Here is a 24,728-nt window from a genome sequence, read left to right on the forward strand (position 1 = left end):
TCCCGTTCAAGGAACCTCTAAAAACGGACAGCGCGTCGGCTTTTAGAGATTCCCTACCTTGAAGCTACCTGGGGAAACCATTCCCCAGGTTAATAAACTCACATCACGCACTATGTTGCAACAATCATTCGCTACGCTGTAACAGTCATTCGCTATGCTGTAACAGTCATTAGCAACACTTTGACTATCATGCGCTACGCTGTAACAGCATAGATTTAATGTGACCAATCGCTTGGGTCGGGTTAAGGCCCTTAGGACAAACACTGACACAATTCATGATGCTATGGCAGCGGAAAACACTAAAAGCGTCGTCCAGATCATCCAAACGTGCTGTTGTTTCAGTATCACGGCTATCTATCAGGAAGCGATAGGCAGCCAATAACCCAGCCGGGCCGATAAACTTATCCGGATTCCACCAGAACGACGGACAAGAGGTTGAGCAGCAAGCACACATGATGCACTCGTACAGACCATCCAGCTTCTCGCGCTGTTCCGGCGACTGTAAATGCTCACGTGCTGGCGGATTTTTGCCGTCATTTAATAGGTAAGGTTTGATTTTCTCGTACTGAGTATAAAACTGCCCCATATCGACCACTAAATCCCGCACCACCGGTAACCCCGGCAATGGGCGAATCACAATCTTCTTATTGCCCTTCTGCAAAGCTGAAATTGGCGTGATACAGGCCAGGCCATTTTTGCCATTCATATTCAGGCCATCGGAACCGCAAACGCCTTCACGGCATGAGCGGCGGAACGATAGCGTTGGGTCCTTTTCTTTCAGCTGGATTAGCGCATCCAGCAACATCATGTCCCGGCCCTCTTCCGCTTCCAGCGTATACTCTTGCATGTGCGGCGCGTCATCGACGTCCGGGTTGTAGCGATAAATTGAAAACTCAAGCTTCATGATCTAATCCTCCGCAACGGGTTAGGGTTTAACCCTATCAGCACAACACATGTCTTAATAAGAACGCACTTTCGGCGGGAAGGCCGCGCGTAACTTAGGTTGCATGTTTACCTCACGGCGGGTCATGCTTTCGGTGTCTGGCAAATAGAGCGAATGACACAGCCAGTTCGCATCATCACGTTCCGGGAAGTCGAAGCGGCTATGCGCGCCACGGCTTTCGGTACGGAAGTTTGCTGAGACGGCGGTGGAAAACGCAGTTTCCATCAAGTTGTCCAGTTCCAGACACTCAATACGCTGGGTATTGAATTCGCTAGAAGTGTCATCCAGACGGGCATTTTGCAGACGTTCGCGGATAGTTTTTAGTTCTTCCAAGCCGTTTGCCATAGCATCCCCTTCACGGAAGACCGAGAAGTTATTCTGCATACAGGCTTGCAATGCTTTGCGGATCTCAACCGGATCTTCACCTGAACGGGTGTTATTCCAGCGATTCATGCGGTCCAGCGAAGCTTCAATATCCGAATCGCTGGCATCACGGCTAGCACCCTGCTCCATCAATGACTCTTGCAGATGCATACCGGCTGCGCGACCAAATACCACCAGGTCCAGTAGTGAGTTGCCACCCAGACGGTTTGCGCCGTGGACAGAAACACAGGCAATTTCACCGACAGCAAACAGACCAGGGATGACAACGTCTTCGCCCTTTTCATTGACGGTGATAGCCTGACCGGTCACTTTGGTTGGGATCCCCCCCATCATATAATGGCACGTTGGGATCACTGGGATAGGTTCTTTGATTGGGTCCACGTGAGCAAAGGTACGTGATAACTCAAGAATACCCGGCAGGCGGGACTCCAACACATCTTTACCCAAATGATCCAGTTTCAGTTTGGCATGTGGCCCCCACGGACCATCACAGCCACGGCCTTCACGGATTTCGATCATAATGGAACGTGCCACTACGTCACGACCCGCCAAATCTTTGGCGTTCGGGGCATAACGTTCCATGAAGCGCTCACCGTGTTTGTTTAGCAGATACCCGCCTTCACCACGGCAACCTTCCGTCACCAATACCCCCGCTCCGGCGATACCCGTCGGATGGAACTGCCACATTTCCATGTCCTGCACCGGGACTCCGGCACGCAGAGCCATGCCGACACCGTCACCGGTATTAATGTGCGCATTGGTGGTGGATTGATAAATACGCCCGGCACCGCCGGTCGCCAATATCGTCGCCCGTGCTTTGAAATAGACCACTTCACCGGTTTCGATACAGATGGCAGTACAGCCAACAAAAGCACCGTCCTGATTCTTCACCAAATCCAGCGCATACCACTCGGAGAAAATTGTGGTGTGATTTTTCAGGTTTTGCTGATAAAGGGTATGTAGCAGGGCATGTCCAGTACGGTCAGCGGCTGCCGCTGTACGCGCAGCTTGCCCACCGCCGAAGTTCAGCGACTGCCCACCGAATGGCCGCTGATAAATGCTGCCATCATCCAAACGGGAGAAAGGTAACCCCATATGTTCCAGTTCCAGAACCGCTTCTGGGCCGGTTTTGCACATATATTCGATGGCATCTTGGTCACCGATATAATCGGAGCCTTTTACCGTGTCATACATATGCCATTCCCAGTTATCTTCGTGGGTATTACCCAGCGCGACGGTAATACCGCCCTGCGCCGACACCGTATGGGAACGGGTTGGGAAAACTTTTGATATCAGGGCGCAAGATAGCCCCATTTGTGAAATTTGCAGCGCGGCGCGCATACCTGCACCACCCGCACCGACAACAACAGCATCAAACTCTCTGACCGGCAGTTTCATTTAAGCACCCCACACCACAATTGTTCCATACAAGAGATAAACCAGCAGCGTAATCACGACAACAAGCTGTAACACCAGTCGTATCGCCAGCGGCTTTATATAGTCCGTTAATACCTGCCACAGACCAATCCAGGCGTGAACCAGAATCGACAGTAAAGTCAGCAGGGTAAATACTTTTGTGATGTGCGAAGCGAAGAAGCCGCGCCAGATTTCATAGGTGATATCTGGGACGATAACCACGAAGCCCAGAATATAAAGAATATACAGAGTGATGACGATTGCAGAAGCACGCAGTAACAGCCAGTCGTGTACTCCATTACGCCCTAACGCAGAAGCATTGCTTACCATACAAGGACTCCAGCTAAAACTGACAGCACCAGGGTTAACACCATTGTGACTTGGGCGGAGCGGGTCCCCGCAGCCAAGCTCTCTTCGATATAGCCGAAATCCATTAGCAAGTGACGAATGCCACCGCAAACGTGATAGGCCAGCGCAGTGAGTATTCCCCAGAAGATGAATTTAACAATAAAGCTATTCATGATCGCCGCAGCCTGCATGAATCCATCTTGCGAGGAAACAGACAAACCTAACAGCCAAAGGAGGATACCAACGGCAACGAAAGTCATTACGCCAGAGACGCGGTGTAAAATGGACGCTATCGCAGTAACAGGAAATCGGATCGTTTGCAGATCCAAATTGACAGGTCTTTGTTTTTTCACGTTTTTGCCCACACAGCTCTTATTAATTTCCATCCTCCGGGCCTGGGTGGGGATCAGACAGCGTTAAGGGCTTAAACCCTTCACATCACACATTTAGACATAACATCCTGAATGCTTAAATGGCGTGCTCTTTATAACGCTGGGTGCTCCTACTTCAGGGTAATCCGGAGACCTGGCGGCAGTATAGGGGGTTCACATTCTTATTACAATTCCCACACAATCTGATTGGGAACATTTCCCCTGAACAGTGATTACGATCACGATTTACATAATTTACATAAAATTAATTATCTGATTTGACAAAGAATAAACATTTAAATTACAACTAAAGTAGAAATATGCCATATCATTCACCAAAGGTCTGCGTATACACTTCCCCATAAGCGCGAGTTATGTAACAGTGTAATGAGTGAATATCCCCATAGAAATCGTAGGCAATGAATTATAAAAGATAAGAACCTGACAAATCGTTAACAACTTTGAAACATCACCTGTCGATCCAGCGTGTCGGATCACGGGCTGCATTGGCAAGATACTCTGTACCCTAAATCACGTTCTAGACCTAAAGAACTTGACGTAGCAGCGAGACAGCAAACAAGCGAACCCTGAAGCACTTACATTGATAAGTTATTCGAGTGAGAGAGCTACCTGCGCAGCAACACCGAGTCAGTAGGTTAAGCGATGAATAAAACAGAGCAGTGCTGCCTTACAGGCGTGTAAGCTATTTTAGTTGTTAGAGGTTTTAAAATAAGCGCTAAGGAGACTGTAAATGGCTAACAAAAAGGCGACGCTGAATCTGGAAGGCGAAGCTGCGATCGAACTGGGCGTGCTATCCCCAACCCTCGGCACTGACGTTATTGACGTCCGCACCTTGGGTTCTAAAGGTTATTTCACCTTTGACCCCGGTTTTACCTCTACCGCATCCTGCGAATCAAAAATCACTTACATTGATGGTGATGAAGGTATTCTGCTGCACCGTGGCTTCCCGATTGCCCAACTGGCAAAAGATTCGACCTATTTGGAAGTTTGCTACATTCTGCTGTATGGCGAGACGCCAACTGCAGAAGAGTATGAAACGTTCAAAACCACGGTGACCCGCCATACCATGATCCATGAGCAGATTACCCGTCTGTTCCACGGTTTCCGCCGCGACTCACACCCAATGGCCGTATTGTGTGGGGTCACCGGCGCACTGGCAGCCTTCTACCATGATGCGCTGGATGTGAATAACGAACGCCACCGTGAGATCACCGCTTTCCGTCTGCTGTCCAAAATGCCGACCGTTGCCGCGATGTGCTACAAATACTCCCTTGGCCAGCCATTTGTTTATCCGCGCAATGACCTCTCTTACGCGGGCAACTTCCTGCACATGATGTTCTCCACGCCATGTGAGAAATACGAAGTTAACCCAGTGCTTGAGCGCGCTATGGATCGCATTTTCATCCTGCATGCCGACCATGAACAAAACGCCTCTACCTCTACTGTCCGCACCGCCGGTTCTTCTGGCGCGAACCCGTTTGCCTGTATCGCCGCAGGTATCGCCTCCCTGTGGGGGCCAGCTCACGGTGGCGCGAACGAGGCCTGCCTGAAGATGCTGGAAGAGATTAAAACCGTAGAGCACATTCCTGAATTTATCCGCCGTGCGAAAGATAAAAATGACTCTTTCCGCCTGATGGGCTTCGGTCACCGGGTGTATAAAAACCACGACCCTCGCGCCACCGTGATGCGTGAAACCTGTCATGAAGTGCTGAAAGAGCTGAATCTGAACGACAACCTGCTGGAAGTCGCGATGGAGCTGGAACGTATCGCGCTGAACGACCCGTACTTCATTGAGAAGAAACTCTATCCAAACGTGGACTTCTATTCAGGTATCATCCTGAAAGCCATGGGAATTCCATCTTCAATGTTTACGGTGATGTTCGCCATCGCCCGGACCATCGGCTGGATTGCTCACTGGAATGAAATGCACGATGACGGCATCAAAATCGCCCGTCCACGTCAGCTTTATACCGGTTATGCAGAGCGTGATTTTAAAAGCCAGCTGAATAAATAAGCTGACATCTAGTTCTGTTCAGTCAAAACCCCGATGACGCGATCTGGAACGGAGAGGACGGGTAGAAGAGTCAAGCGTCCGCGCCAGGGATGGCGCGGCTCGAGCCTCCATGGATGGATTGACGGCGTCTTTACGATCTAGCTGTTCTCTCCGCAACCGGCACTTTGTCAATAACCTCACGCCACCCTTAGGTGGCGTTTTTTTTATCCCCAGAGAGTGGGGGTTATAAGCAACATCAATGAATCGCGCCACCAGAGATATGCAAATCATGCTCAATTTGCAACGCGATCGAAATGGCTAACTCCAACGCGATCAACACCGAGTGAGTCGACATACTCGGCGCACCAGGGTGATTGACCGCCTGCTCAGGCAGATAAGGGATATGGATAAATCCACCCTTTACCTCACTATTAAGCTGATTTAACCGATGCAATAGGCCATACATGACATGGTTGCAGACATAGGTTCCTGCCGTCTGGGAAACCGAGGCCGGAATACCCGCCTCACGCATCCCCTGCACCATCGCCTTAATCGGTAAACGGGTAAAGTAAGCTGCGGGGCCATTTTCAACGATGGGTTGATCTACCGGCTGATGGCCCAAATTATCGGGAATTCGCGCATCATCGACGTTAATCGCCACCCGTTCGATGGTGATATCCGCACGCCCTCCCGCCTGCCCAACGGCTAACACCAAAATCGGCTGAATATCATCCATCGCAGCATTCAGCGCAGTAAGTGCCTCGCCGAAGGCACAAGGTAACTGACGGGCCACCACTCTGACCCCGCCTAGCATTAAATCATTCAGTTGATTAACCACTTCCCACGACGGATTGATACGCTCCCCGCCAAAGGGTTCAAACCCGGTAATGAGTACGCTTTTCATCGCCTCTCCTAGAGGAACATCAGAAAATAGAGTAAAAATACGTTAACTATCAAAAGAGTAATACCGGTTGGAATTTGTGCTTTGATTACCGCATTTTTGTCCGGCAGCTCCAATAATGCAGCCGGGACAATGTTAAAGTTGGCAGCCATTGGTGTCATCAATGTACCGCAGTAACCGGAGAACATCCCGATAGCCGCCATCACCGCCGGATTACCGCCGTGTTGCAACACCAAAATGGGAATACCGATGCCGGCAGTCACGATTGGGAAGGCAGCAAAGGCATTGCCCATTATCATAGTTAATACTGCCATGCCAATAGCATAGACCGCCACGGCGACAAAGCGGTGATCCACCGCCAGATACTCTTGAGTCAAATGTGCAATGGCCACCCCGACACCGGCAGTGGTAAACAGCAGGCCCAGTGTTGCCAAAATTTGCGGCAAGATAAATGCCCAACCGATTGAGTCCAGCAGCCGCCGCGCTTCTTGCACCGGCTGTGCTGCCGTTTCATGGGTCATCACCACCGCAATAATCAAGCCAACGACACAACCAACAGTCATCGAAAACAGGGTGACCAAGGTGGCGTGATTACCCGTGCCAAACAGCCATTGATCCAGTGCCGGAATATTATTAAACAGTAACACGCCAATCACCGTCACCACCGGAATAGCCAGGGCGGGAATAAACAGCCGATTACCCAACCGCTTAGCGCTCACTTCGCGCTCTTGCGCTGTGCGCTGATGATAACTGCCCAGTTTTACACCGCCGAAACCTGCAATCAGCGCCATTATCACCACCACCACACCGACGGTAATATTCAGGATACGCTTCTCATCCGGCCCCTCGCCTGCCAGCGTATTGGCCAGTCGATAGGTCCAATCACCCACCAGAAAAATCAGCCCGTACAGCCCCCAGAACAGACCCGTCGTGATGCGGCGCGGGTTGGCTTTATCACGAAACGACATCACCGAGACAATCAGTAATACCGCGCCGGCCAGCCAGTACAAATATTGTTGTTGGAAAATCATTTGGTGTCTCCCTTGGTTGCCAGGGCAGACTGATTCAGCGCGGTTAATTCTGCCGCGAGTTGTTTATCTAAACGTTGCAGACGGAAAGCATGGATCAAGAAAGCACAAATCGCGGTCGGAATTCCCCACAACGCGATGTGTAGTGGCTCGGTTTGAATGCCCCCCGACTCCAACATAAAGTTGTGCATGAAGATAATGGCACCGAAGGCGACAAAAATATCTTCACCGAAGAACAGGCCGACATTATCCGTGGCGGCCGACATGGCGCGCAAACGATAGCGCACTTTTTCCGGCAGCTCACCATAACGGGTTTCCGCAGCCCCTTCCGCCATCGGTGCCAGCAATGGACGCACCATTTGTGGATGACCGCCAAGGCTGGTGAGACCCATTGCTGCCGTGGCTTCGCGCACAAACAGGTAGACAATCAGTAAACGGCCAGAGGTGGCACTCTTAATTTGCGCAATCCACGCCTGCGCACGCTCTTTCAAGCCGTGGCGCTCAAGCAAGCCGATAACGGCCAGTGGCAATAGCAGGATTAGTGGTAGGTTACGGGTGTTGAGAAAGCCCTCCCCCAACTTTTCCAAAATAGTAGCGAGGGGCATCAATGCCGCCACACCGGTGATGATCCCGGCGGTAATCACCACTAACACCGCGTTGATACGCAGTAAAAAGCCAATGACGATCGCCGCGATACCAATCAGCGGCCAAAGATTTACTGTTTGTTCCAAGGTGACTCTCCTGTCTTAAAATGCATTTAATGGGTGAATCTATTCCGCCAGGGCCAAGCGGTTATGATTGTGATTGCCCAACAATTACCCAGTCACGGCCTCACTACTGCGCGGTGACCGCGATATTTTCCTGCTGAAAACTGTTACGTAAGCGGCGGGCAAATGCCAAGGCATGAGCGCCATCGCCGTGCACGCAAACCGTATCTGCCTGCACCGCGACCCAACTGCCATCACCGGCCTGAACCTGATGACGCTGCACCATGGCTAAGGTTTGTGACAGTGCCAAATCGTCACTTTCAATGAGGGCATCGGGTTGGCTGCGCGGCACTAAGGTGCCATCGGGTTGATAGCGGCGATCGGCGAACACCTCCTGTCGCGTGATGAGGCCGGCCCGCTGGCCGGCGCTAATCAACTCACTACCCGCTAGCCCGACGAGGCGTAAGGAGGAGTCGACCGCTTTAACTGCCTGAGCAATAGCATCTGCCAGCGCAGGATCGACTGCGGCCTGGTTGTACAACATGCCGTGGGGTTTCACATGCTGCATCACCCCCCCTTCCGCCTTGACGATAGCCGCCAGCGCACCCAACTGATAAATCACTTGGGCATAGACGGTTTCAGGCGGGAGTTGCATCGCGGTGCGGCCAAAATTCTCGCGATCAGGGAAGCCAGGATGTGCGCCGATAGCTACGCCATATTCGATGGCCCAGCGCACTGATTGGCGCATGGTCTGCGCATCACCAGCATGAAAACCACAGGCGATATTGGCCGAACTGACCAACTGCAACAGCGCCTGATCATTGGCGCAGCCTTCACCTAAATCGGCATTTAAATCAATCTTCATTTGGCCTCCACGGCATCGAAACCTTTCTGCAAGCCCCACTCAATTTGTTGCAGGAAATGCTGCTGTTCTGATTTTGCCCGCAGCGCCTCTTCGACGGTACATGGCAGAAAATGCACCGGCTCACCGAGCCTAATTTGCGCTAAATGGTAGAGATCAGCCTCGATCACGCAGGCAATACGCGGGTAACCCCCAGTGGTCTGTGCATCCACCATCAGCACAATCGGCTGCCCGTTATGGGGCACCTGCACCACACCGGGCAATAAGCCGTGGGACAACATTTCGCGGGAGGTCGTGCGGGTGAGTTCTCGGCCCGTCAGACGATAGCCCATCCGGTTGCTTTGCGGGCTAAGCTGCCAGGCCTCACGCCAGAAAGCGCCCTGCGCAATATCGTCGAATTGATGATATTCCGGCCCCGGCACCGCACGAACTCGGTTACCGAACAGCAGTTGTTTGATGCCCACAGATTCTCGGGGCAACCGTGTCGGCTTACCCAATGGCAGGGCATCGCCCTCTTTAATCAATCGCCCTTGATAACCGCCAAAACCCGCTTTCAAATCAGTGCTGCGCGATCCCAACATCTCCGGCACATCAATGCCGCCAGAGATAGCCAGATAGCTGCGCATCCCACGGTGTGGCACACTGAGTTTGAGCTGTTGCCCCGGCTTGACCGGATAACGCCAGCCAGTCCACAGCAGTTGGTCATCAAGCCGCGCATCACAACCGGCCCCTGTCACCGCTAGCCAACCCGCCTGAGTAAATTCAGCGGCAAATTGTCCTAGGGTGATCTCCAGCCCGGCAGCATCAGCCTCATTGCCCACCAACATATTGGCCATTTTCAGCGCCGGTAAATCGAGCGCCCCGCCCTGACTGATCCCTAATCGGCGGAAACCGCCACGGCCACTGTCTTGCACCGTGGTGTAAATACCGGAACGAATAATCTTCAGCATACACCCCCCTTTAGCGGCAGAAAGCGCACATTATCCCCTGGGCGTAGCAAGGTTGGCGGCATCTCCAGTGGGTTAAATAGTGCCAGCGAGGTGCGGCCGATAAGCTGCCAGCCGCCGGGGGTCGCCAGCGGATAGATGCCCGTTTGGCTGCCACCAATCCCGACAGAACCGGGGGCGACCACCAGCCGTGGCTCCGCGCGCCGTGGGGTAGCGAGCTGTTCCGGCATCCCACCTAAGTATGAGAAACCCGGCTGAAAACCGAGGAAGTAGACGATATAGCTCGCCCCGGCATGGCACTCGACCACCTGACTCTCAGTCATGCCGGTGTGGCGCGCCACTTCAGCCAGATCAGGGCCGGCCTCGCCGCCATAAACCACCGGAATAGTGATATCGCGGGACTCAGGGACTAATGACTCGCTCTCTTCCCACCAACGCTGGAGTTTTTCGATGGCGTCCAGCGCCCTATTTTGCGGATCCGCTAGCAATAAGGTGAGATTATTCATGCCGGGGATCGCCTCAAGGACATCCGGATGATGAATCAGTCGATCAGCCAAACCCCAAATTCGTTGCTGGCTTGCTAAGGTTACCGGCGGTTCCAGCTCCAGAACCACCGCACTTTCTCCCAGTAAATAGCATCGTGCTCGTTGCAATCACATTCCCCTGATTAATTTAGAATTTCTATTTTCATTTTCGTTGGATAACTAACAGTTATAAGTACATATTTATGCGTTAGCGCCTGGCCGCTGTCAATAGAGCCTAATTAACCGCTAGTGGCAAATAATCACTAAGCACAGCATAAAGAGTGAAATTAACCGCTGATAACGGCAGGTTTTCTAGTTTTTTGATGTGAATTGACAGCAGAAACTAATTTTTTCTTATTTAGAATCAGTATTAAGCGAGGAAATATTCTTAAAAATTGCAGGCTTAACCCTCAATAGCAATGAGATGACTGTTTTAAACACGCTGAAACCGGATAAAACCTTATTCTATGAGTGGTTAACTACGCGATTAAGTGAGATAAATGCATTAATAACAGCAATGCACCGATGAAAATCATCAGTGCATACTGCATAAGAGGGCAAAACTGGGGTCAGGCGGGGTTGGGGATATCAATAAAGATAACCTCAAGTTGATGCTCTGCGGCCAACCATTCACCCAGCGCTTTGATGCCATAGCGCTCAGTGGCATGATGCCCTGCCGCATAGAAATTCACCCCCATCTCTCGGGCAATATGAATGGTTTGTTCAGAAACTTCGCCCGTTATAAATGCGTCCACCCCAAATTCAGCGGCTTGCTGAATGTATCCCTGCCCGCCACCACTACACCAGGCAATGCGACGGATCTCTGCTGGTGCATGATCGCCACAATGCAACACCCCACGGTTCAAGATTTTTTCCAGACGTTCACGTAAAATCACCGCATTTAGCGGCTGATCAAACTCGCCATAGGGCAGCAAGGGGTCAATTTCACCCAGCACCCGAATGCCGAGCAACTGCGCCAGCTGTGCGTTATTACCCAACTCAGGGTGGGCATCCAGCGGTAAGTGGTAGCCATACAGGTTAATGTCGTGGGTAAGCAATGTTTTCAAACGGTTACGTTTCATTCCGCGCACCACCACCGGTTCGTTCTTCCAGAAGTAGCCGTGGTGCACTAAAATAGCATCCGCCTGTTGCCCCACTGCCGCATCCAGCAGCGCCTGACTGGCGGTAACACCGGTCACGATGCGCCGTACATCTTGACGCCCCTCAACCTGCAACCCATTGGGCGCATAATCCTGAAAAGCCGCCGTATTAAGTTTGTTATTGAGCCGCATTTCTAATTCAGTATTACGCATGATGTCACTCTCCTTAAAGATAAAAAATGGCTAGAACTGCTGGCGATCCCCTTGCGCCATCAAAATAAAATTCACCCCCATATCATTGCCTTGCTGCAACTCACTGGCGATGGATTGCCGTACATCCTGCCCCTGCTGGAGTGAGGGTTTTATATGGCTAATCACCACCGGCAGACCTTTTAAGGGCTGACCTTCGCCGCTCTGCTTTTCCAGATTTTTCAACTCCTTTAGCAACCATTTGGGGGTCATATGACCATACAGCTTGCCGTCGCTTACCGCATTCGGGTAGGAGACTTCAATCATCATCCCTTTCAGTTGCTGCTGTTTGACCTTTTCAGCCAGCTTGCGCCACACCGTATCCAGATTTTTTGACTTCTCTATCTCATCCGGGCCGGTATCGCCAAAATAGGCAAAAGCGGCATTATTACTGCTAATCAGCAGCATCGAAGAGGGCGACTTATCATGGCTCAGCGGGTACATCTCACCAGTTAAGCGCGTGAGTCCGAGGCTCACCGGCTGGGCTGGGCGCACCATTTGCATCCGGTAAGTGCCCAAACGGGTGCCACTGCCGCTGTCGGTAAAATTGGGCCAGACGCGCCAGTTAAAATAGTAGTTCCTCAGCACATCAATGGTATCAGCCGAGGCATAAATAGTTTTTTTGCTGTCCTCCGGTGAACCGATAATCAGGCCGGATACATGGTCAAGATGGGCGTGGCTGATGAAATAGCTATTAATGCGTTGGCGGAAGATATAGCCCTGCCGGGTCAATGGCGCGGCCATTTCATCGGTAATATCAGGGAAACTGCCTTTTTCCAGCGCTTTGGCAATGCCCGGTAACACTGAACCGGCATCCAGCGCCAAATAGAGTGGCTGGCTATCATCACGAATCAGATAGGAGGTCAGGTTGCCATCGGTGACGCCACCATCGACGCCAAGTGCTACCACCTCAAAGCCCGCCGCGGCCAGTGAGCTATACAGGCTAAAGGATAAAACCAGCCCCGTGTTAAGCGCCATTTTGGCCCTATTATGGCGGCATAACATGGCGTTAGCCGAAGAATTTAACAAAAACATGAAGGCTCCTTGTGATTAGGCTTCCTTGCTGCCATCCCGCTTAGCGGCGTCAAATGCCGCGAGTGTCGCCAATCTAGCCAGCTTATGGTCCACCAGCGGTGGTGGGTAATTCAGATGTTGCTGCTGCCGTTGCGCCCAGCGCCAGGGCTGATGAATATCACTGTCTGGCACCGCCGCCAGTTCCGGCAACCAACGGCGAATAAAGGTGCCCTCTTGATCAAAACGCTCTCCTTGCGTGGTGGGATTGAAAATACGAAAGTAAGGAGCCGCATCGGTGCCCGTCGACGCCGCCCACTGCCAGCCACCATTATTAGCTGCCAAATCGCCATCCAATAATTGAGACATAAAATAGCGCTCGCCGTGCCGCCAGTCGATCAGCAGATCTTTGACCAGAAAACTGGCGCTAATCATACGCAGGCGGTTATGCATCCAGCCGGTTTCATTCAGTTGCCGCATTGCGGCATCGACAATAGGATAACCCGTCTGCCCCTGCTGCCAGGCGATTAATTGCTGTTCTGAGTGATTCCATCTTACTGCATCAGTCCAGCCAATAAAGGGATGATGCTGACATAAACGGGGATAGGCCACTAATAAATGACGATAAAACTCACGCCAGATCAACTCATTAAGCCAGGTAAAAGCCCCACTGTCACTCTTCTCCAGCAGATCAGGGCACTCGGCCCGCAGGCGGTTAAAGCATTGACGGGGTGAAAGTATTCCCAGCGCTAAATAAGGAGATAAACAGCTAGTTCCGGCAATGGCGGGCCGATCACGCTGTTGCAGATAGTCCTGAACCTGCTCACGGCAGAAACTGCGCAGGCGCTGCAATGCCGCCTCCTCACCTGCCGGAAATAATGAGTTGTCGACCGAGTGCTGCGGATAATCAAATGGCTCGAGCGGCGATAATTCGACAGCGCCTGAGTTTTGCCGCGCTTTTGGTGCGGGTACACAACGGCAATCACTCATCATCAGCCGCTGAATAAAGGCGCGGCGAAACGGGGTAAATATTTTGTACATCTCATGGTTGCCGGTCTGGACACTCCCCGGCGGCAATAGCACGCTGTCATGGAAACTATGGCAAGCAATCGACTGACGATTTAGTTGCGCCGTGAATGCCTCATCCCGCCGCCGCTCGTTCAACTCATACTGTTGATTGTAAAACAGCGCATCAACTTGCTGCTGCTGACAAAAACTATCCAGCCAGACAATAGATTCCTGAAAATCATCACACTGATGATAGTGCAGCGGTATCCCGCGAGCGGCGAGTGCCGCCTGTAGCAGTTGCAGATTTTGCCGTAAAAATGCCGCCTGCCGTGGTGCCATATCATGTGCTGCCCACTGCTTCGGCGTGGCAATAAATACCGCCATCACCCTGGCGTGCTCATCCTGACAGGCCGCATATAGGGCTAGATTATCAGTGACGCGTAAATCATTACGCAACAAAACCAAATGGGTAGCCATGCCCTATCCTTGCGGTGAATAAAAGCTAAAGTAGTGCTGCCCGGAGAGATAATCATTCGGGAACTCAATCAGATAAGTCATTAGTTGGGCGACAGGTGCGCTCAGGGGCAATTCACCCAGCCGATATTGGTCGATAAGCTGCGCCAGCGCCTGCCGTTGGGGCGAATTGAGGTGAGGCCGGAAATAGCCCTGCACATGCATTAACACATTAGTGTGATTAGCGGTGGTGGGCTGATGAGAGAGTAAATGCAGTAATCGCTGGCGATACTCAGCGCTGAAATCAATAAGTGAAGACCATTTATCCATTGAGGCAATAAAAGGGCCAATTTCACGGTATTCAGGCTGCGAATGTGCCAACAACACCAACTTGTAGCGGCTATGAAATGCCATCAACTTGCCACGGCTAATCCCCGTGAGACAGAGTGCATCAAGTTCATCGCGCACATAACAATATTCACTACTGTGCATCGCCTGATTGCTTTGCGGCATCCTATTCTCCATCAACTTTTACGGCTTATTACGTTACAGCAACCATTAACATCATAACAGTTATCGTCAGAAAACCACGGCATAGGCTGAGCGCCTGGCGACACAAGCAATAAAAATGCCACTCAGCACTGACTGAATGGCATCGTTATTCTCGTTAGAAATACAGTAATACTATTTAATCACTATGCCACCTGTTGAGTTGTACTTCCCCACAGGTGAGCTATCTGCTGTTGCAATTGGGTATCCATGCCCTCAGTAAAGCTGGATTCGCCATTGGACACAGGGAAAGTATTCATACTCTGAATCAAGTCATCAATAACAGAGTCACTCAGAACCTGATAACCCTCACCATTTTTGCCTTTATCACCAATAACAAAAGCAGCACGCTTACCATTGAAGTAATCATTAAAGGTGACTGATCCCACTCGCTCAAAATCACCTTGTGCTGAATCGTTATTTACCGGGCGTCTGACTAAAATAGTCAGATCATAGCCACTACGCTGTAACCAAAGATCCTGCCAACTGACACTATTAAACAGAATATTATCTTCGTAGGTGATATCAGTCACTGTACAATCAATAACCGATGCACTGACAACGAATTTATCAACACCGTCACCGCCACTGAAACTATTCTGGTAGCCGCCGAGAACCAAAACATCATCTCCCACTCCGCCATCAAGCTGGCTGAATTTTGAAATAACATCAGCAATCAGACGATCATTCCCCTCATCCCCCTCAATAACACAGTGATAGCCCAGCAGTTTTATCGAGTCATTACCCGCTTTTCCCGAGACAATATTTTCATTACCAAAAACCCGGCCAAAATCATCGCCTTCTCCTAACTCAGTAACATTATTATTGCCAATAGTGACAACGTAATCCTGATCCTGCCCACTGTCTGTCTCATTATAATTACCGGCAATCACCACATAATCTTGCCCGACACCGGTTTTAACAACCCCTGCTTCACCGAATACAAATGCTTTATCATTACCACGCCCTAAATCAGCATGATTTATCCGGCCAGCAATAACGGCCATGTCATTCCCTGCACCGCCAAACATGGTATTTTCACGGCCCATCAAAACACCAATATCATCACCCTGACCACCAGTGAACATATTGGAAATACCCATGCCATAGAAGGCATCATCACCATCACCGCCCCAGAGATTATTATTATCACCAAGATAGGCACCCAGGTCGTTACCATGCCCCCCCAGTGTGAAATTATAATTTCCCAAAGACCAATTGAGGTCGCCATCCCCACGTAGAAAACCACTACTTCGCAAAAAGTCGAAAGTTTTCTCTTCCATATTCAGTAGATCTTTGGCCATATTCTCTTTTAAATTATCAACCATATCCACCATCTCCGTTTGCTTATCCTTATTAAACAGCGTGGCAAACAGATTGGGTAAATTAAGAGAGTTAAAACCAAATGCACGATCTTTATTTTCAGTGGCTGCCGTAGATCCAGATGGAGGGATGGCCGCATTATCGGTGTTCGCAGTCGCAGCCTCCACCGGGGGCTTATCTTGTAAACCATGAGATTGGGCGAAAGAAGTCATCGCATTCTCACCCATATTCAAATTCGCTTTTAAGCCATCAAGTAATTTCTGCGGATTACTCAGTACCTTAAGTTTTTCACCACCAAATTCTGCAACAACATCAAGCATCTCTTTTAATATAGCTTCAGCATCAACAGGCTCGCCAGTACGAGAGATAATTTCTCCTGAAGCATCGTAGTCAACACCAAAAATATCTCCTAATGTCATTTCACCATTGACTAATGATAACTTACCTAATAACTGATTTTTAATCTGTCGTGGCATATCATCAATACTATAAGTCATGGTCGTTTTAACTCTACCTGACAGGGTAAACTGTTGAGTACTGATGGCGAACAAAGAACCCAAATTAATATCCATAATAGATTGGATATTGTCACCAAAAGTAAAGTTCCAGTTACTGTTGGTGACAATGATATCGGCACCTTGCCCACCAATAGCCAGATTAAATACCATAGTGTCATTTAACTGCCGTAATTTATCTACCTTGGTTAATTTGACCTGATTGTTATTTACTGCAGCAGCAGGCTTTCCTAACCATTGGTTATACTTTTTATTCAGAGTCCCTTCAATATCACTCTTCAAGCCACGGCCACTGCGCACAAGCTGAGAATCTAATTCAGTCAGACTTTTATAATCCACACTGCTGGCACCATCCAGTGCGGATAGATCGTTTAAATACTGTTTCGCACCCGAGAGGGTCCATTGCTGATCCTGAACCTGCAACCAATCCCCGTCACTCCCCTCATTGGCGATACTCTCCAATGTCACACTGACCCGGGTAGCACCGTCAAATGGATTAACCAATGGCGGGGATACCACGGTTTTTTCCGTCATCAATATCAGATCATTACTGTATCCATGATTGAAACTAATATTACGGTTACCCATGAAGACCTGGACACCTTCAAAGGCTTGGTAACCGCCAATATTAACGCTATGCTTGCTCATTCCATCACCAATATGGATCATGATATTGTTATCACCAAATACCAGTGTTTTAAACCCACCATGACCCACTTTTATACCGAGATTTGAGGTTCCCCAGTTAATACAGGTAAATTCATCGTCACCGATCTGAATATTTATATTTCCGGAATAGCTAATTGCCTGATCTTTAACCGTAGATGGTGAATCTGTGGCAATTTTTGTTTTTCTTTCCGGTTGAGTATACTCTTCGACAATGCGGCCAATCGCACCAGTCGCCGGCAAATCAACATCACTTTTACCAATGCGATTAATATCAATTTCAGAGAGATGAACACTATTTTTCACTCGCTCGGAAACATTTTCAACTCCCCCGTCGTTATTCAACCGTAACACAATTTTGTCTTCACTGGCTTTATGTCTTGCATTGCCATCATCATCCAGTGTGATTTTACGCCCCTCCTCGTTAATGAGGATCCGTGAATTTCGGGCGGCGACATCAGCCCGAATACCTTGCTTATCTAATTCTAAGATAAACTGTTGTGCGAAACCGTGTTGCTTGGTTTTATCTATTAGTCTACAACCCACCAAACTAATATAGCCTGGCGTACTTTTGATGCGGTGATCATCATCAAGCTTATCTTGAAGAGATTTAACTCTTTCTGCTAACTCGGCTGCTGAGGCGTTAGCCATGGTCTGATTGCCCTGCCCATTATTATGGTCACGCCCATGACCCACCAGTTGCCAACGGATATTCCCTTGTAATGATGCAGGCTCACCGGAGATCACGCGATAATTGCCATCAGCATCAAGCTGCACCAGAACAGAGCCGGGATGTTTAGCGGCTAAATTAGCAGCTGCTTCAGCTGCAATGTGGTTATCTTCCAATTGGACAATGACTTGTGAATGATATCGGATTGAGCTTTCCGTCTGATCTTCCGTCGCCAGGATTCTGACCCATTTATCGACCTTGAGTGGATTATATTCATCATCACCTAATGTTTTTAAGTGTGGTAACTTGATAGTTAATACATCCTTAGCGAGATCTTCTGAGTTATTACTAACAAAACGAATGCTCTTTTCGTCAGTAATCATACGGAGGTCATTCTGATTTTCTAATTTTCTAATTTTATTGATGTATGGTCTTATCTTATCCGTAACACCAATAATATCCGTTCCTGGTATCTTTACTCTATGGGTGTGTTTTTTATTTTTATCAAAAACTTCCAATGTAATTGAATTTATTTCATTAGTCCCTTTATGAGTGGTAAAATCAACTACTTTCCCTCTTGTGTTTTTATCCAGATTAAACTGAATATTTTCTTCCTTCATTTTATTTAATAAGAATTCTTGTTCTCCTCGACGTGACTCTTCCCAAATTCCTGTCACTTTATCCATTTCATTATTGGATCTGAATTTAGAATAACCAATAATAAAAGTTTGGTCAGGATCTTCAGCAGGATTAAATTTATTAATCGATGTAAACTTATCTAATCCGATAAACTTATTTAGTGTATAAAACTGCTTGTGATATTTATTCATAAAATTACAAAATTTATCGTAACTATCAAAAGCCACTCCACCTTCATTAGGATCGAAAAAAGACCAATACCTTTTCCCATCTTTTTCTGTAACTGAAATTGCCATCACATGGTTAGAAGACATAAACAGTGAGAAAGTATTCTTCTCACTGTTTTTTAAACTCTTAATATACATTTCAAATCCGATATCGTTATCAGCCAATGAAAAACTTTTATCACCAATTGAGAAACCATTATTATTTAGTAGATCTCCATATTCAAAGTTATTTTTTTGTGTTTGATTTTTTATTTCATTAAGTAATTCAGAAAAAACACTCACCGAATTATACATCTTACCATCGAATTTATTATTTATCTTATCAAAAAAATGTTCATCAACAACCCCGTTACTTTTTTTAATACCATCCTTAACTGAAGATATTATTTCCTCAAGAGATAATTCTGTCCCTCTAGATTTTTGCATTATTCTTTTTACAATCAACTCATAATTATTAATATTTATTTGTCTATTAGATAATGATTGCAAATTAAAGACATCATTAACCTCACTTTCAAAAAAGCCTTTATTATATTCCATTAGTAATTCATTTTTAATTCTAATTATGTCATTATTTTTATTTTTATTTTTATTTTTTTGTAAATCAACCACCTCAACCAACCATTCCAAATATCTTTTCCCACCTCCAGGCCCATAATTACGTTCCGCCATTAGATATTTTGTTGATAAGGAAAAACAAACGCCTCCCTTAAGCCTTTTAATATATTCTTTATCACTATTAGTGTTTTTTTCCTCTACAATTTCCTGAAGTTTATTTTTTATCTTGTTCAGTAAATCACCAGATTGAGAAAAATGAAATGAGTAATTTTTATCTTCCTTACCACTTGTTTTGGAATCAAAAAATACCCTATTAGAAATCCTTGTCATCCAATTTTGCTTATGTTGAGTATGACTATTGGTATTAAAGTAATTGCTATCATTTTTGTCAGGTATTATCGGATGCACGCTGTTTACTTTTTCTATACCCACAGCAATATCATCTGATATCTTTTTAGTAGAACCGCTATCAGACCCAAGTATAGGAGTGCTCTCAGACAGCGGACCAACATCAGAAGAGGAGGAAGTAGCGAAAGCATCATTGGTATCGGTTTGGTAAGCGACTTGGTTCTTATTTAGACCACTACCTTTAGCATTCTGTCTATTTGCGGGGGTGTCTTTTTCACTTTGTTGAACACTTTTCGCATTTTGTGCGGCAGCAGCTGCCTTACTGCTCGCATCCTTAAGATCATTTTCACCACGTTGTTCAGCTGTAGTGGCATCTTTTCGTGCCTTCTTATTGGTATCTCTGGCGCACTCATGCAGTCCTTCAGCGTCTGATCTTCTTTTTGCCACATCCTGTTCAGCTACAGCCTTTGCCGCATCAGCTTTCACTTTACTTTGTTCGCCTTTTGTCAAGGCCGATTCAGACTTAGCAATAGCCTCATTCATCTTTTGTTTGTATTCACTAACGTGAGATTGAGACTTATCTAAATTTTCATTCGCACTTCTTTTTGATCCTTCGAGTGTCTCGTTTATATCCTGTAATAAATTACGAGCAAACTGTTCTCGGTATATCCCTCCCGTCACAGTATCTGTATTGTTAACATCCGCAATATTATTAATACCCTGAGTTATCTTTTGCTGCTCATCTGCTAGCTCGCCAGCCTGTAACTGCATTTGCTGTCGATAATCACTACCTGTAGCCACTAAAGCAGATTTATCGGTACTGTCTAACTGCGCCTGGATAAGAGATGCATCACTAGTATATTTATCTTTTTCCTGTTTAAGTTTTTCTCCATCCTTCTCTGCTCGCTCATTATCATTAATAACTTCTTTCTCTACTTCTGAATGATGGTCATGAGTACTTACTTGCTTATAATCTCCGCCCCCTAACGTACGCTCTGCTATACTTTTAATATCAGACAGATCTGGCATTTCAATATCAGTCGTCGACTCACTGGCCGCAGAAAAATCATGACCACCATCGCCAGCATGATACTTACCTTCTAAAGCTGTCTCATTTAATTTAAAACCATTTAAGTTTTCTATTTCGGCTAACTTAATTTCACCATGACCATTTCTGAACCCACTGGTATTCCCCTCACTACCATTGATTAAGTAGTTTATCGCCTGACTGCCTGCCCGTCCAAGTAGGTTCTGTTTTATACTGCCAAATAATGCCGATAATTTATTGCTTTGTGTGTTACTGGACGCCACAGCTAAACTATAATAGTCGCCACTCCCCACTTTTACAGAGACATTGTTTCGCCCATAAGTAGCAACAACAGACAACCCATCACCAATGTTAATATTGGCATTGGTTTTACCTTTCATCACTGCAATATTTACACCATCCCCGACCTTGGTATTGACATTATATTTACCCAAAGAAATATTAATAGAAATACCATTACCTACTTTAGTGTTGATATTTGTATCACCATAAACAGCGGCAACGTTTAACCCATCACCAATATCTGTCGTAATATTGGTTTTTCCTTTGGCCAGCGTGATTTCATTTCCATTACCGACTTTGGTAACGATGTTGCTATCAGCCCATAATGCGTGGTAGGCATCTCCATCACCTACTTTTGTCACAACATTATTATTGGCCTTAGCCAGAACGACATTTCTCCCATTACCTACTGAGGTGATAACATTATTTTTCCCCCAAGCAGCGGTATAATTATCGCTATCACCGATGACACTAACGATATTCCCCTCACCTTTCACTACTGTCACTTCCTGGCCATCACCTACCCTGGTAAGGATATTCGCATCCCCTTTAACAAAATTATATCTTTCTCCATGCCCAATCTGGGTAATAAAATTTACCTTCCCCCACACTGCATTAACACCGAGTCCATCGCCAATTTTAGTAATAACATTTGCTTTTCCTTTGGCAATACCAATGGTCATTCCATTGCCGACATGGGTCATGACATTACCCGTTTCGGATATTAATAAACCAATAGTGGTATCATCGCCAACCTTAGTGAGAAGGTTGCCTTTTCCATATAATGCAACGGCCGTTATTCCGGTACCTACATGAGTAATAACATTCCCTTCAGCCTTGGCCAATACGCCCATAAAACCATTGCCCACTTTGGTCATGATATTTACTTTGGATAAAGCCAAACCACCTGTGATGCCATCACCAATGTGTGTCATGACATTAGCCTTCCCAAGCATTATCGCCATAGCTGTACCATCACCCACCTTAGTCATTATATTTAACTGACCAATAAAAACAGCACCTCCGATAGATTCATTTTTATGAATATTTATTTGAGAAAAAATATTGGCATTGCCGATCATTGCTGCAACAGAAAGCCCCAAACCAACTTTGGTAAATACATTAGCTTTCCCGATCATTAATGCAAATGACTCACCATCACCAATATGGGTTAATATATTGGCTAAACTAACCATTGCCGCTAATGTCATTCCATCACCGACTTTAGTCATAATATTAGCCCCATTAGCCAACATTAATGCTATGGTTTGACCATGACCAACTTGGGTCAGAATATTTGCTTTCGCGATCATTAACGCCAGAATATCACCATCACCAATTTTGGTTGCAACATTCCCCAATGCAGCCATCAATACATAGCCATTACCATTACCGATATGGGTCATGATATTACCCACAGCAAGCATCGCCGCTATTGTAGTTCCATCCCCTACTTTAGTATATATATTACCGGCAGCGATCATCACTCCGATAGTTTGACCATCTCCCAGATGAGTAAAAATATTACCGAGGCCAAACAAAATACCTGTGGCATCCCCATTGCCTACTTTTGTCAGGATATTACCACCTCCAAGCATAATCGCATCTGTTTTCCCTCCACCAACGTGGGTTAACACATTCAGACCACCGGCCAAAATAGCCTGCATATCTCCGCGACCTTTTTTAGTCACAATATTAGCGCCAGCTACCGCAATAACAATTGACCTGGCATTATGCTCATTATCACTGATATGCGTAATAATATTACCCAAACCAAGAGCGACAATAGTCAGATCGCCATTGCCAATATTTGTTACAACATTACCACCACCACCGACGACAGAAAAAATTGAACCTTGCCCTTTTCTGGTCATAACATTTAGGCCACCAGCTGCAATCCAGAATGCCTCGCCATCGCCAATTTGAGTATGTGTATTAAATCCACCCAGCATTCGAACTATGCTATCCCCATCACCACTGTGGATAGAAATATTGCCTAATGCGGTCAATTGCACGTCATATTTCCCAGTGCCTATCCGCACCATGACATTAACAGCGCCTCCAGCAACCACGCGCATATCACCTTTTTCACTTTTATGTACGATGACATTCGCTAGCCCAGTGCCATCAAATATTAGGTTACCTTCCCCACCGCCCTTAACAATAATATTTGCTATCCCACCACCGTTAAAGACCGTTTTTCCTTTAATCGCTGTATGGGTAATTATATTACCTGCACCACCACCACTAAAAATAACATCACCAAACCCAACATTAGATTCTATAACATTCGCAACACCTCCTCCGTTAAAATTCACATTGTTATTTAGGTGGCCTGAATTATGGCCTGTAATGCTTGATACTTTCCCACTTTCTAGTCGGCTAATTTCTTCATCTGCATAAACCTCACCAGGATAACTATACTCTATACCGTTAATTGCAGGCACCGTGGCATTATTTGTAATCTTCACAAAATCATGTAATTTTACAGAATTAATAATTTCATCTAACTTCTTAAAATAGACTTCCTTTGCCCGTCTGACATTCACATAGTTCCTATCTTTATATTTATAATAATAAGACGTAATATGAAATCTTACAGCAGGCTCTTTTTTACCTTCCACTCCCGCTTCAGTAGTCACTTTCGAACCATCAACCAGTTTTATTTCATATAGATATTCATAGTCATAGTCATAAAAAAAATAAGTATTTGCTATTTTCGTTGACTTAGCTGCTTGTAATATCCTGCCACCATCTAGCCTAATTGCATTTAGCGTTACATTCTTAACAGGGATTGAAATAGGATTATCTTTCTCATAAACAGTTGTCACTCCATTAATAACATCTAACTTCCTGAAGTCAGTTTCATAATTTGTAACTATACCACGTGTTTTTACCTTGTAATTGATATCAACTAAATCAACTGATGGCTCGTCATCCAAAAAGACTCTACGATTCTTACCAGCTTTAGAGTCAAATTCAAGTCCATACGTTCTTGTCGTTACTTTGGCTTTTACATCCCCTGTACTTACATCAGTAAACAGCTTAACTTTAGATGTGGTCTTATATTTATTACCACCCTTTTCATAGTCACATTCATATAAGTAATAATCTTTTTTCTTTATTACGCTATTTTCTTTCGTTGTAATATCCACTGAATTATTTCTAAAACGAGCAGAGCCTAAAATTATATCTTTTTCTGTTAACCTATTGTTAGTACCATAGTTAGCTGATTCACGAGTGATCTTATTATATCCACCAATAACACTGGCATTAATACTCCCGGTAGCCCCACTGTGATTAATTATATTGGCTAAACCTGTGGCATTGACATTAACATCTCCACTTCTGTACTTATTTATATTCAACCCTCCGGTCAGGGTGCTTACTTGTAGATTACCTGTAGTATCTTCAATTTCCAGATATCCGGCACCGCCTTTTACTGTATCATTGCCACTTCCAGTTTCGATTTTTACACCAATAGCTCCGACGTTGATATTGTCATCCCCACCACGGGCATAGATAACCCCGCCCAATCCAATTGCATCAATATCATTATCGTCATTATCACCATTATAAACACCGGTAAAAAAAAACTCTGTACTACGGTTAGTAGCTTTACTCATAACGACATCCT

At 46.6% G+C, this 24,728-nt stretch carries 17 protein-coding genes; 2 read left to right on the plus strand and 15 right to left on the minus strand.

The features are described from left to right. Positions 1 to 187 precede the first annotated feature (187 nt). Genes AACW11_RS07745 through sdhC form a run of 4 tightly spaced genes read right to left on the minus strand, consistent with a single transcriptional unit; the run spans position 188 to position 3,477 of the window. Positions 188 to 904 carry a succinate dehydrogenase iron-sulfur subunit gene (locus AACW11_RS07745; protein ID WP_212586350.1) on the minus strand — a complete coding sequence of 239 codons (717 nt, stop codon included), beginning with the start codon at positions 902 to 904 and terminating at the stop codon, positions 188 to 190. Positions 905 to 958: 54 nt separating this feature from the next. Beyond that, a complete protein-coding gene (sdhA, locus tag AACW11_RS07750) occupies positions 959 to 2,725 on the minus strand; it encodes a succinate dehydrogenase flavoprotein subunit (RefSeq protein WP_212586351.1) in 1,767 nt (588 codons plus the stop codon). After that, positions 2,726 to 3,073: a succinate dehydrogenase membrane anchor subunit gene (sdhD, locus tag AACW11_RS07755; RefSeq protein ID WP_212586352.1), complete on the minus strand. Its 348-nt coding sequence runs from the start codon at positions 3,071 to 3,073 to the stop codon at positions 2,726 to 2,728. Then, on the minus strand, positions 3,067 to 3,477 hold the full coding sequence (gene sdhC, locus AACW11_RS07760; protein ID WP_172666406.1) for a succinate dehydrogenase cytochrome b556 subunit: 411 nt from the start codon (positions 3,475 to 3,477) through the stop codon (positions 3,067 to 3,069). The genes sdhD and sdhC overlap by 7 nt, the downstream gene beginning before the upstream one ends. 736 nt (positions 3,478 to 4,213) lie before the next feature. Between sdhC and AACW11_RS07765 the strand changes: the two genes are divergently transcribed. Both AACW11_RS07765 and AACW11_RS07770 read left to right on the plus strand, forming a co-directional pair. Beyond that, on the plus strand, positions 4,214 to 5,497 hold the full coding sequence (locus AACW11_RS07765; protein ID WP_212586353.1) for a citrate synthase: 1,284 nt from the start codon (positions 4,214 to 4,216) through the stop codon (positions 5,495 to 5,497). A 109-nt stretch (positions 5,498 to 5,606) separates the two neighbouring features. Next, on the plus strand, positions 5,607 to 5,726 hold the full coding sequence (locus AACW11_RS07770) for a gluconate 5-dehydrogenase (protein WP_339379047.1): 120 nt from the start codon (positions 5,607 to 5,609) through the stop codon (positions 5,724 to 5,726). A gap of 6 nt (positions 5,727 to 5,732) precedes the next feature. On the opposite strand, the gene pcp is transcribed toward AACW11_RS07770, so the two are convergent. The 11 genes from pcp to rtxA form a co-directional block, all read right to left on the minus strand. Beyond that, positions 5,733 to 6,380, minus strand: coding sequence for a pyroglutamyl-peptidase I (pcp, locus tag AACW11_RS07775; protein WP_212586354.1), 648 nt, complete (start codon positions 6,378 to 6,380; stop codon positions 5,733 to 5,735). A gap of 8 nt (positions 6,381 to 6,388) precedes the next feature. Continuing rightward, positions 6,389 to 7,408: a DUF979 domain-containing protein gene (locus AACW11_RS07780; protein WP_212586355.1), complete on the minus strand. Its 1,020-nt coding sequence runs from the start codon at positions 7,406 to 7,408 to the stop codon at positions 6,389 to 6,391. Next, positions 7,405 to 8,136 carry a DUF969 domain-containing protein gene (locus AACW11_RS07785; RefSeq protein WP_212586356.1) on the minus strand — a complete coding sequence of 244 codons (732 nt, stop codon included), beginning with the start codon at positions 8,134 to 8,136 and terminating at the stop codon, positions 7,405 to 7,407. The genes AACW11_RS07780 and AACW11_RS07785 overlap by 4 nt, the downstream gene beginning before the upstream one ends. A gap of 103 nt (positions 8,137 to 8,239) precedes the next feature. Continuing rightward, positions 8,240 to 8,977, minus strand: a complete 738-nt coding sequence (gene pxpA, locus AACW11_RS07790; RefSeq protein WP_212586357.1) for a 5-oxoprolinase subunit PxpA — start codon at positions 8,975 to 8,977, stop codon at positions 8,240 to 8,242. After that, positions 8,974 to 9,924 carry a 5-oxoprolinase subunit PxpC gene (gene pxpC, locus AACW11_RS07795; RefSeq protein ID WP_212586358.1) on the minus strand — a complete coding sequence of 317 codons (951 nt, stop codon included), beginning with the start codon at positions 9,922 to 9,924 and terminating at the stop codon, positions 8,974 to 8,976. The genes pxpA and pxpC overlap by 4 nt, the downstream gene beginning before the upstream one ends. Next, positions 9,918 to 10,574, minus strand: coding sequence for a 5-oxoprolinase subunit PxpB (pxpB, locus tag AACW11_RS07800; RefSeq protein ID WP_212586359.1), 657 nt, complete (start codon positions 10,572 to 10,574; stop codon positions 9,918 to 9,920). Before pxpB ends, pxpC begins: the two co-directional genes overlap by 7 nt. A gap of 440 nt (positions 10,575 to 11,014) precedes the next feature. Next, complete coding sequence (locus AACW11_RS07805) at positions 11,015 to 11,758, minus strand: type 2 GTP cyclohydrolase I (protein ID WP_212586360.1); 744 nt, start codon at positions 11,756 to 11,758, stop codon at positions 11,015 to 11,017. Between the two features lie 30 nt (positions 11,759 to 11,788). Then, on the minus strand, positions 11,789 to 12,799 hold the full coding sequence (locus tag AACW11_RS07810; protein ID WP_212586384.1) for an MBL fold metallo-hydrolase: 1,011 nt from the start codon (positions 12,797 to 12,799) through the stop codon (positions 11,789 to 11,791). A 45-nt stretch (positions 12,800 to 12,844) separates the two neighbouring features. Then, positions 12,845 to 14,290 carry a deoxyribodipyrimidine photo-lyase gene (gene phrB / locus AACW11_RS07815; protein ID WP_212586361.1) on the minus strand — a complete coding sequence of 482 codons (1,446 nt, stop codon included), beginning with the start codon at positions 14,288 to 14,290 and terminating at the stop codon, positions 12,845 to 12,847. Positions 14,291 to 14,293: 3 nt separating this feature from the next. Next, positions 14,294 to 14,779 (minus strand): YbgA family protein, encoded by a 486-nt coding sequence (locus AACW11_RS07820; protein WP_212586362.1) that lies wholly within the window; start codon positions 14,777 to 14,779, stop codon positions 14,294 to 14,296. Between the two features lie 182 nt (positions 14,780 to 14,961). Next, positions 14,962 to 24,717: an MARTX multifunctional-autoprocessing repeats-in-toxin holotoxin RtxA gene (gene rtxA / locus AACW11_RS07825; protein WP_249192903.1), complete on the minus strand. Its 9,756-nt coding sequence runs from the start codon at positions 24,715 to 24,717 to the stop codon at positions 14,962 to 14,964. Positions 24,718 to 24,728: the final 11 nt, after the last annotated feature.

The organism is Yersinia sp. Marseille-Q3913, from assembly GCF_963892745.1.
GTDB classification, from domain to species: Bacteria; Pseudomonadota; Gammaproteobacteria; order Enterobacterales; family Enterobacteriaceae; genus Yersinia; species Yersinia bercovieri.

Excerpts from the sequence above, each read along its gene's own strand:
- sdhC (WP_172666406.1), bottom strand. The coding sequence starts at position 3,477 with ATGGAAATTAATAAGAGCTGTGTGGGCAAAAACGTGAAAAAACAAAGA.
- AACW11_RS07765 (WP_212586353.1), top strand. The coding sequence starts at position 4,214 with ATGGCTAACAAAAAGGCGACGCTGAATCTGGAAGGCGAAGCTGCGATC.
- AACW11_RS07820 (WP_212586362.1), bottom strand. The coding sequence starts at position 14,779 with ATGCCGCAAAGCAATCAGGCGATGCACAGTAGTGAATATTGTTATGTG.
- sdhA (WP_212586351.1), bottom strand. The coding sequence starts at position 2,725 with ATGAAACTGCCGGTCAGAGAGTTTGATGCTGTTGTTGTCGGTGCGGGT.
- phrB (WP_212586361.1), bottom strand. The coding sequence starts at position 14,290 with ATGGCTACCCATTTGGTTTTGTTGCGTAATGATTTACGCGTCACTGAT.
- rtxA (WP_249192903.1), bottom strand. The coding sequence starts at position 24,717 with ATGAGTAAAGCTACTAACCGTAGTACAGAGTTTTTTTTTACCGGTGTT.
- AACW11_RS07780 (WP_212586355.1), bottom strand. The coding sequence starts at position 7,408 with ATGATTTTCCAACAACAATATTTGTACTGGCTGGCCGGCGCGGTATTA.
- AACW11_RS07770 (WP_339379047.1), top strand. The coding sequence starts at position 5,607 with ATGGATGGATTGACGGCGTCTTTACGATCTAGCTGTTCTCTCCGCAAC.
- sdhD (WP_212586352.1), bottom strand. The coding sequence starts at position 3,073 with ATGGTAAGCAATGCTTCTGCGTTAGGGCGTAATGGAGTACACGACTGG.
- AACW11_RS07810 (WP_212586384.1), bottom strand. The coding sequence starts at position 12,799 with ATGTTATGCCGCCATAATAGGGCCAAAATGGCGCTTAACACGGGGCTG.
- pcp (WP_212586354.1), bottom strand. The coding sequence starts at position 6,380 with ATGAAAAGCGTACTCATTACCGGGTTTGAACCCTTTGGCGGGGAGCGT.
- pxpA (WP_212586357.1), bottom strand. The coding sequence starts at position 8,977 with ATGAAGATTGATTTAAATGCCGATTTAGGTGAAGGCTGCGCCAATGAT.
- AACW11_RS07745 (WP_212586350.1), bottom strand. The coding sequence starts at position 904 with ATGAAGCTTGAGTTTTCAATTTATCGCTACAACCCGGACGTCGATGAC.
- pxpC (WP_212586358.1), bottom strand. The coding sequence starts at position 9,924 with ATGCTGAAGATTATTCGTTCCGGTATTTACACCACGGTGCAAGACAGT.
- AACW11_RS07805 (WP_212586360.1), bottom strand. The coding sequence starts at position 11,758 with ATGCGTAATACTGAATTAGAAATGCGGCTCAATAACAAACTTAATACG.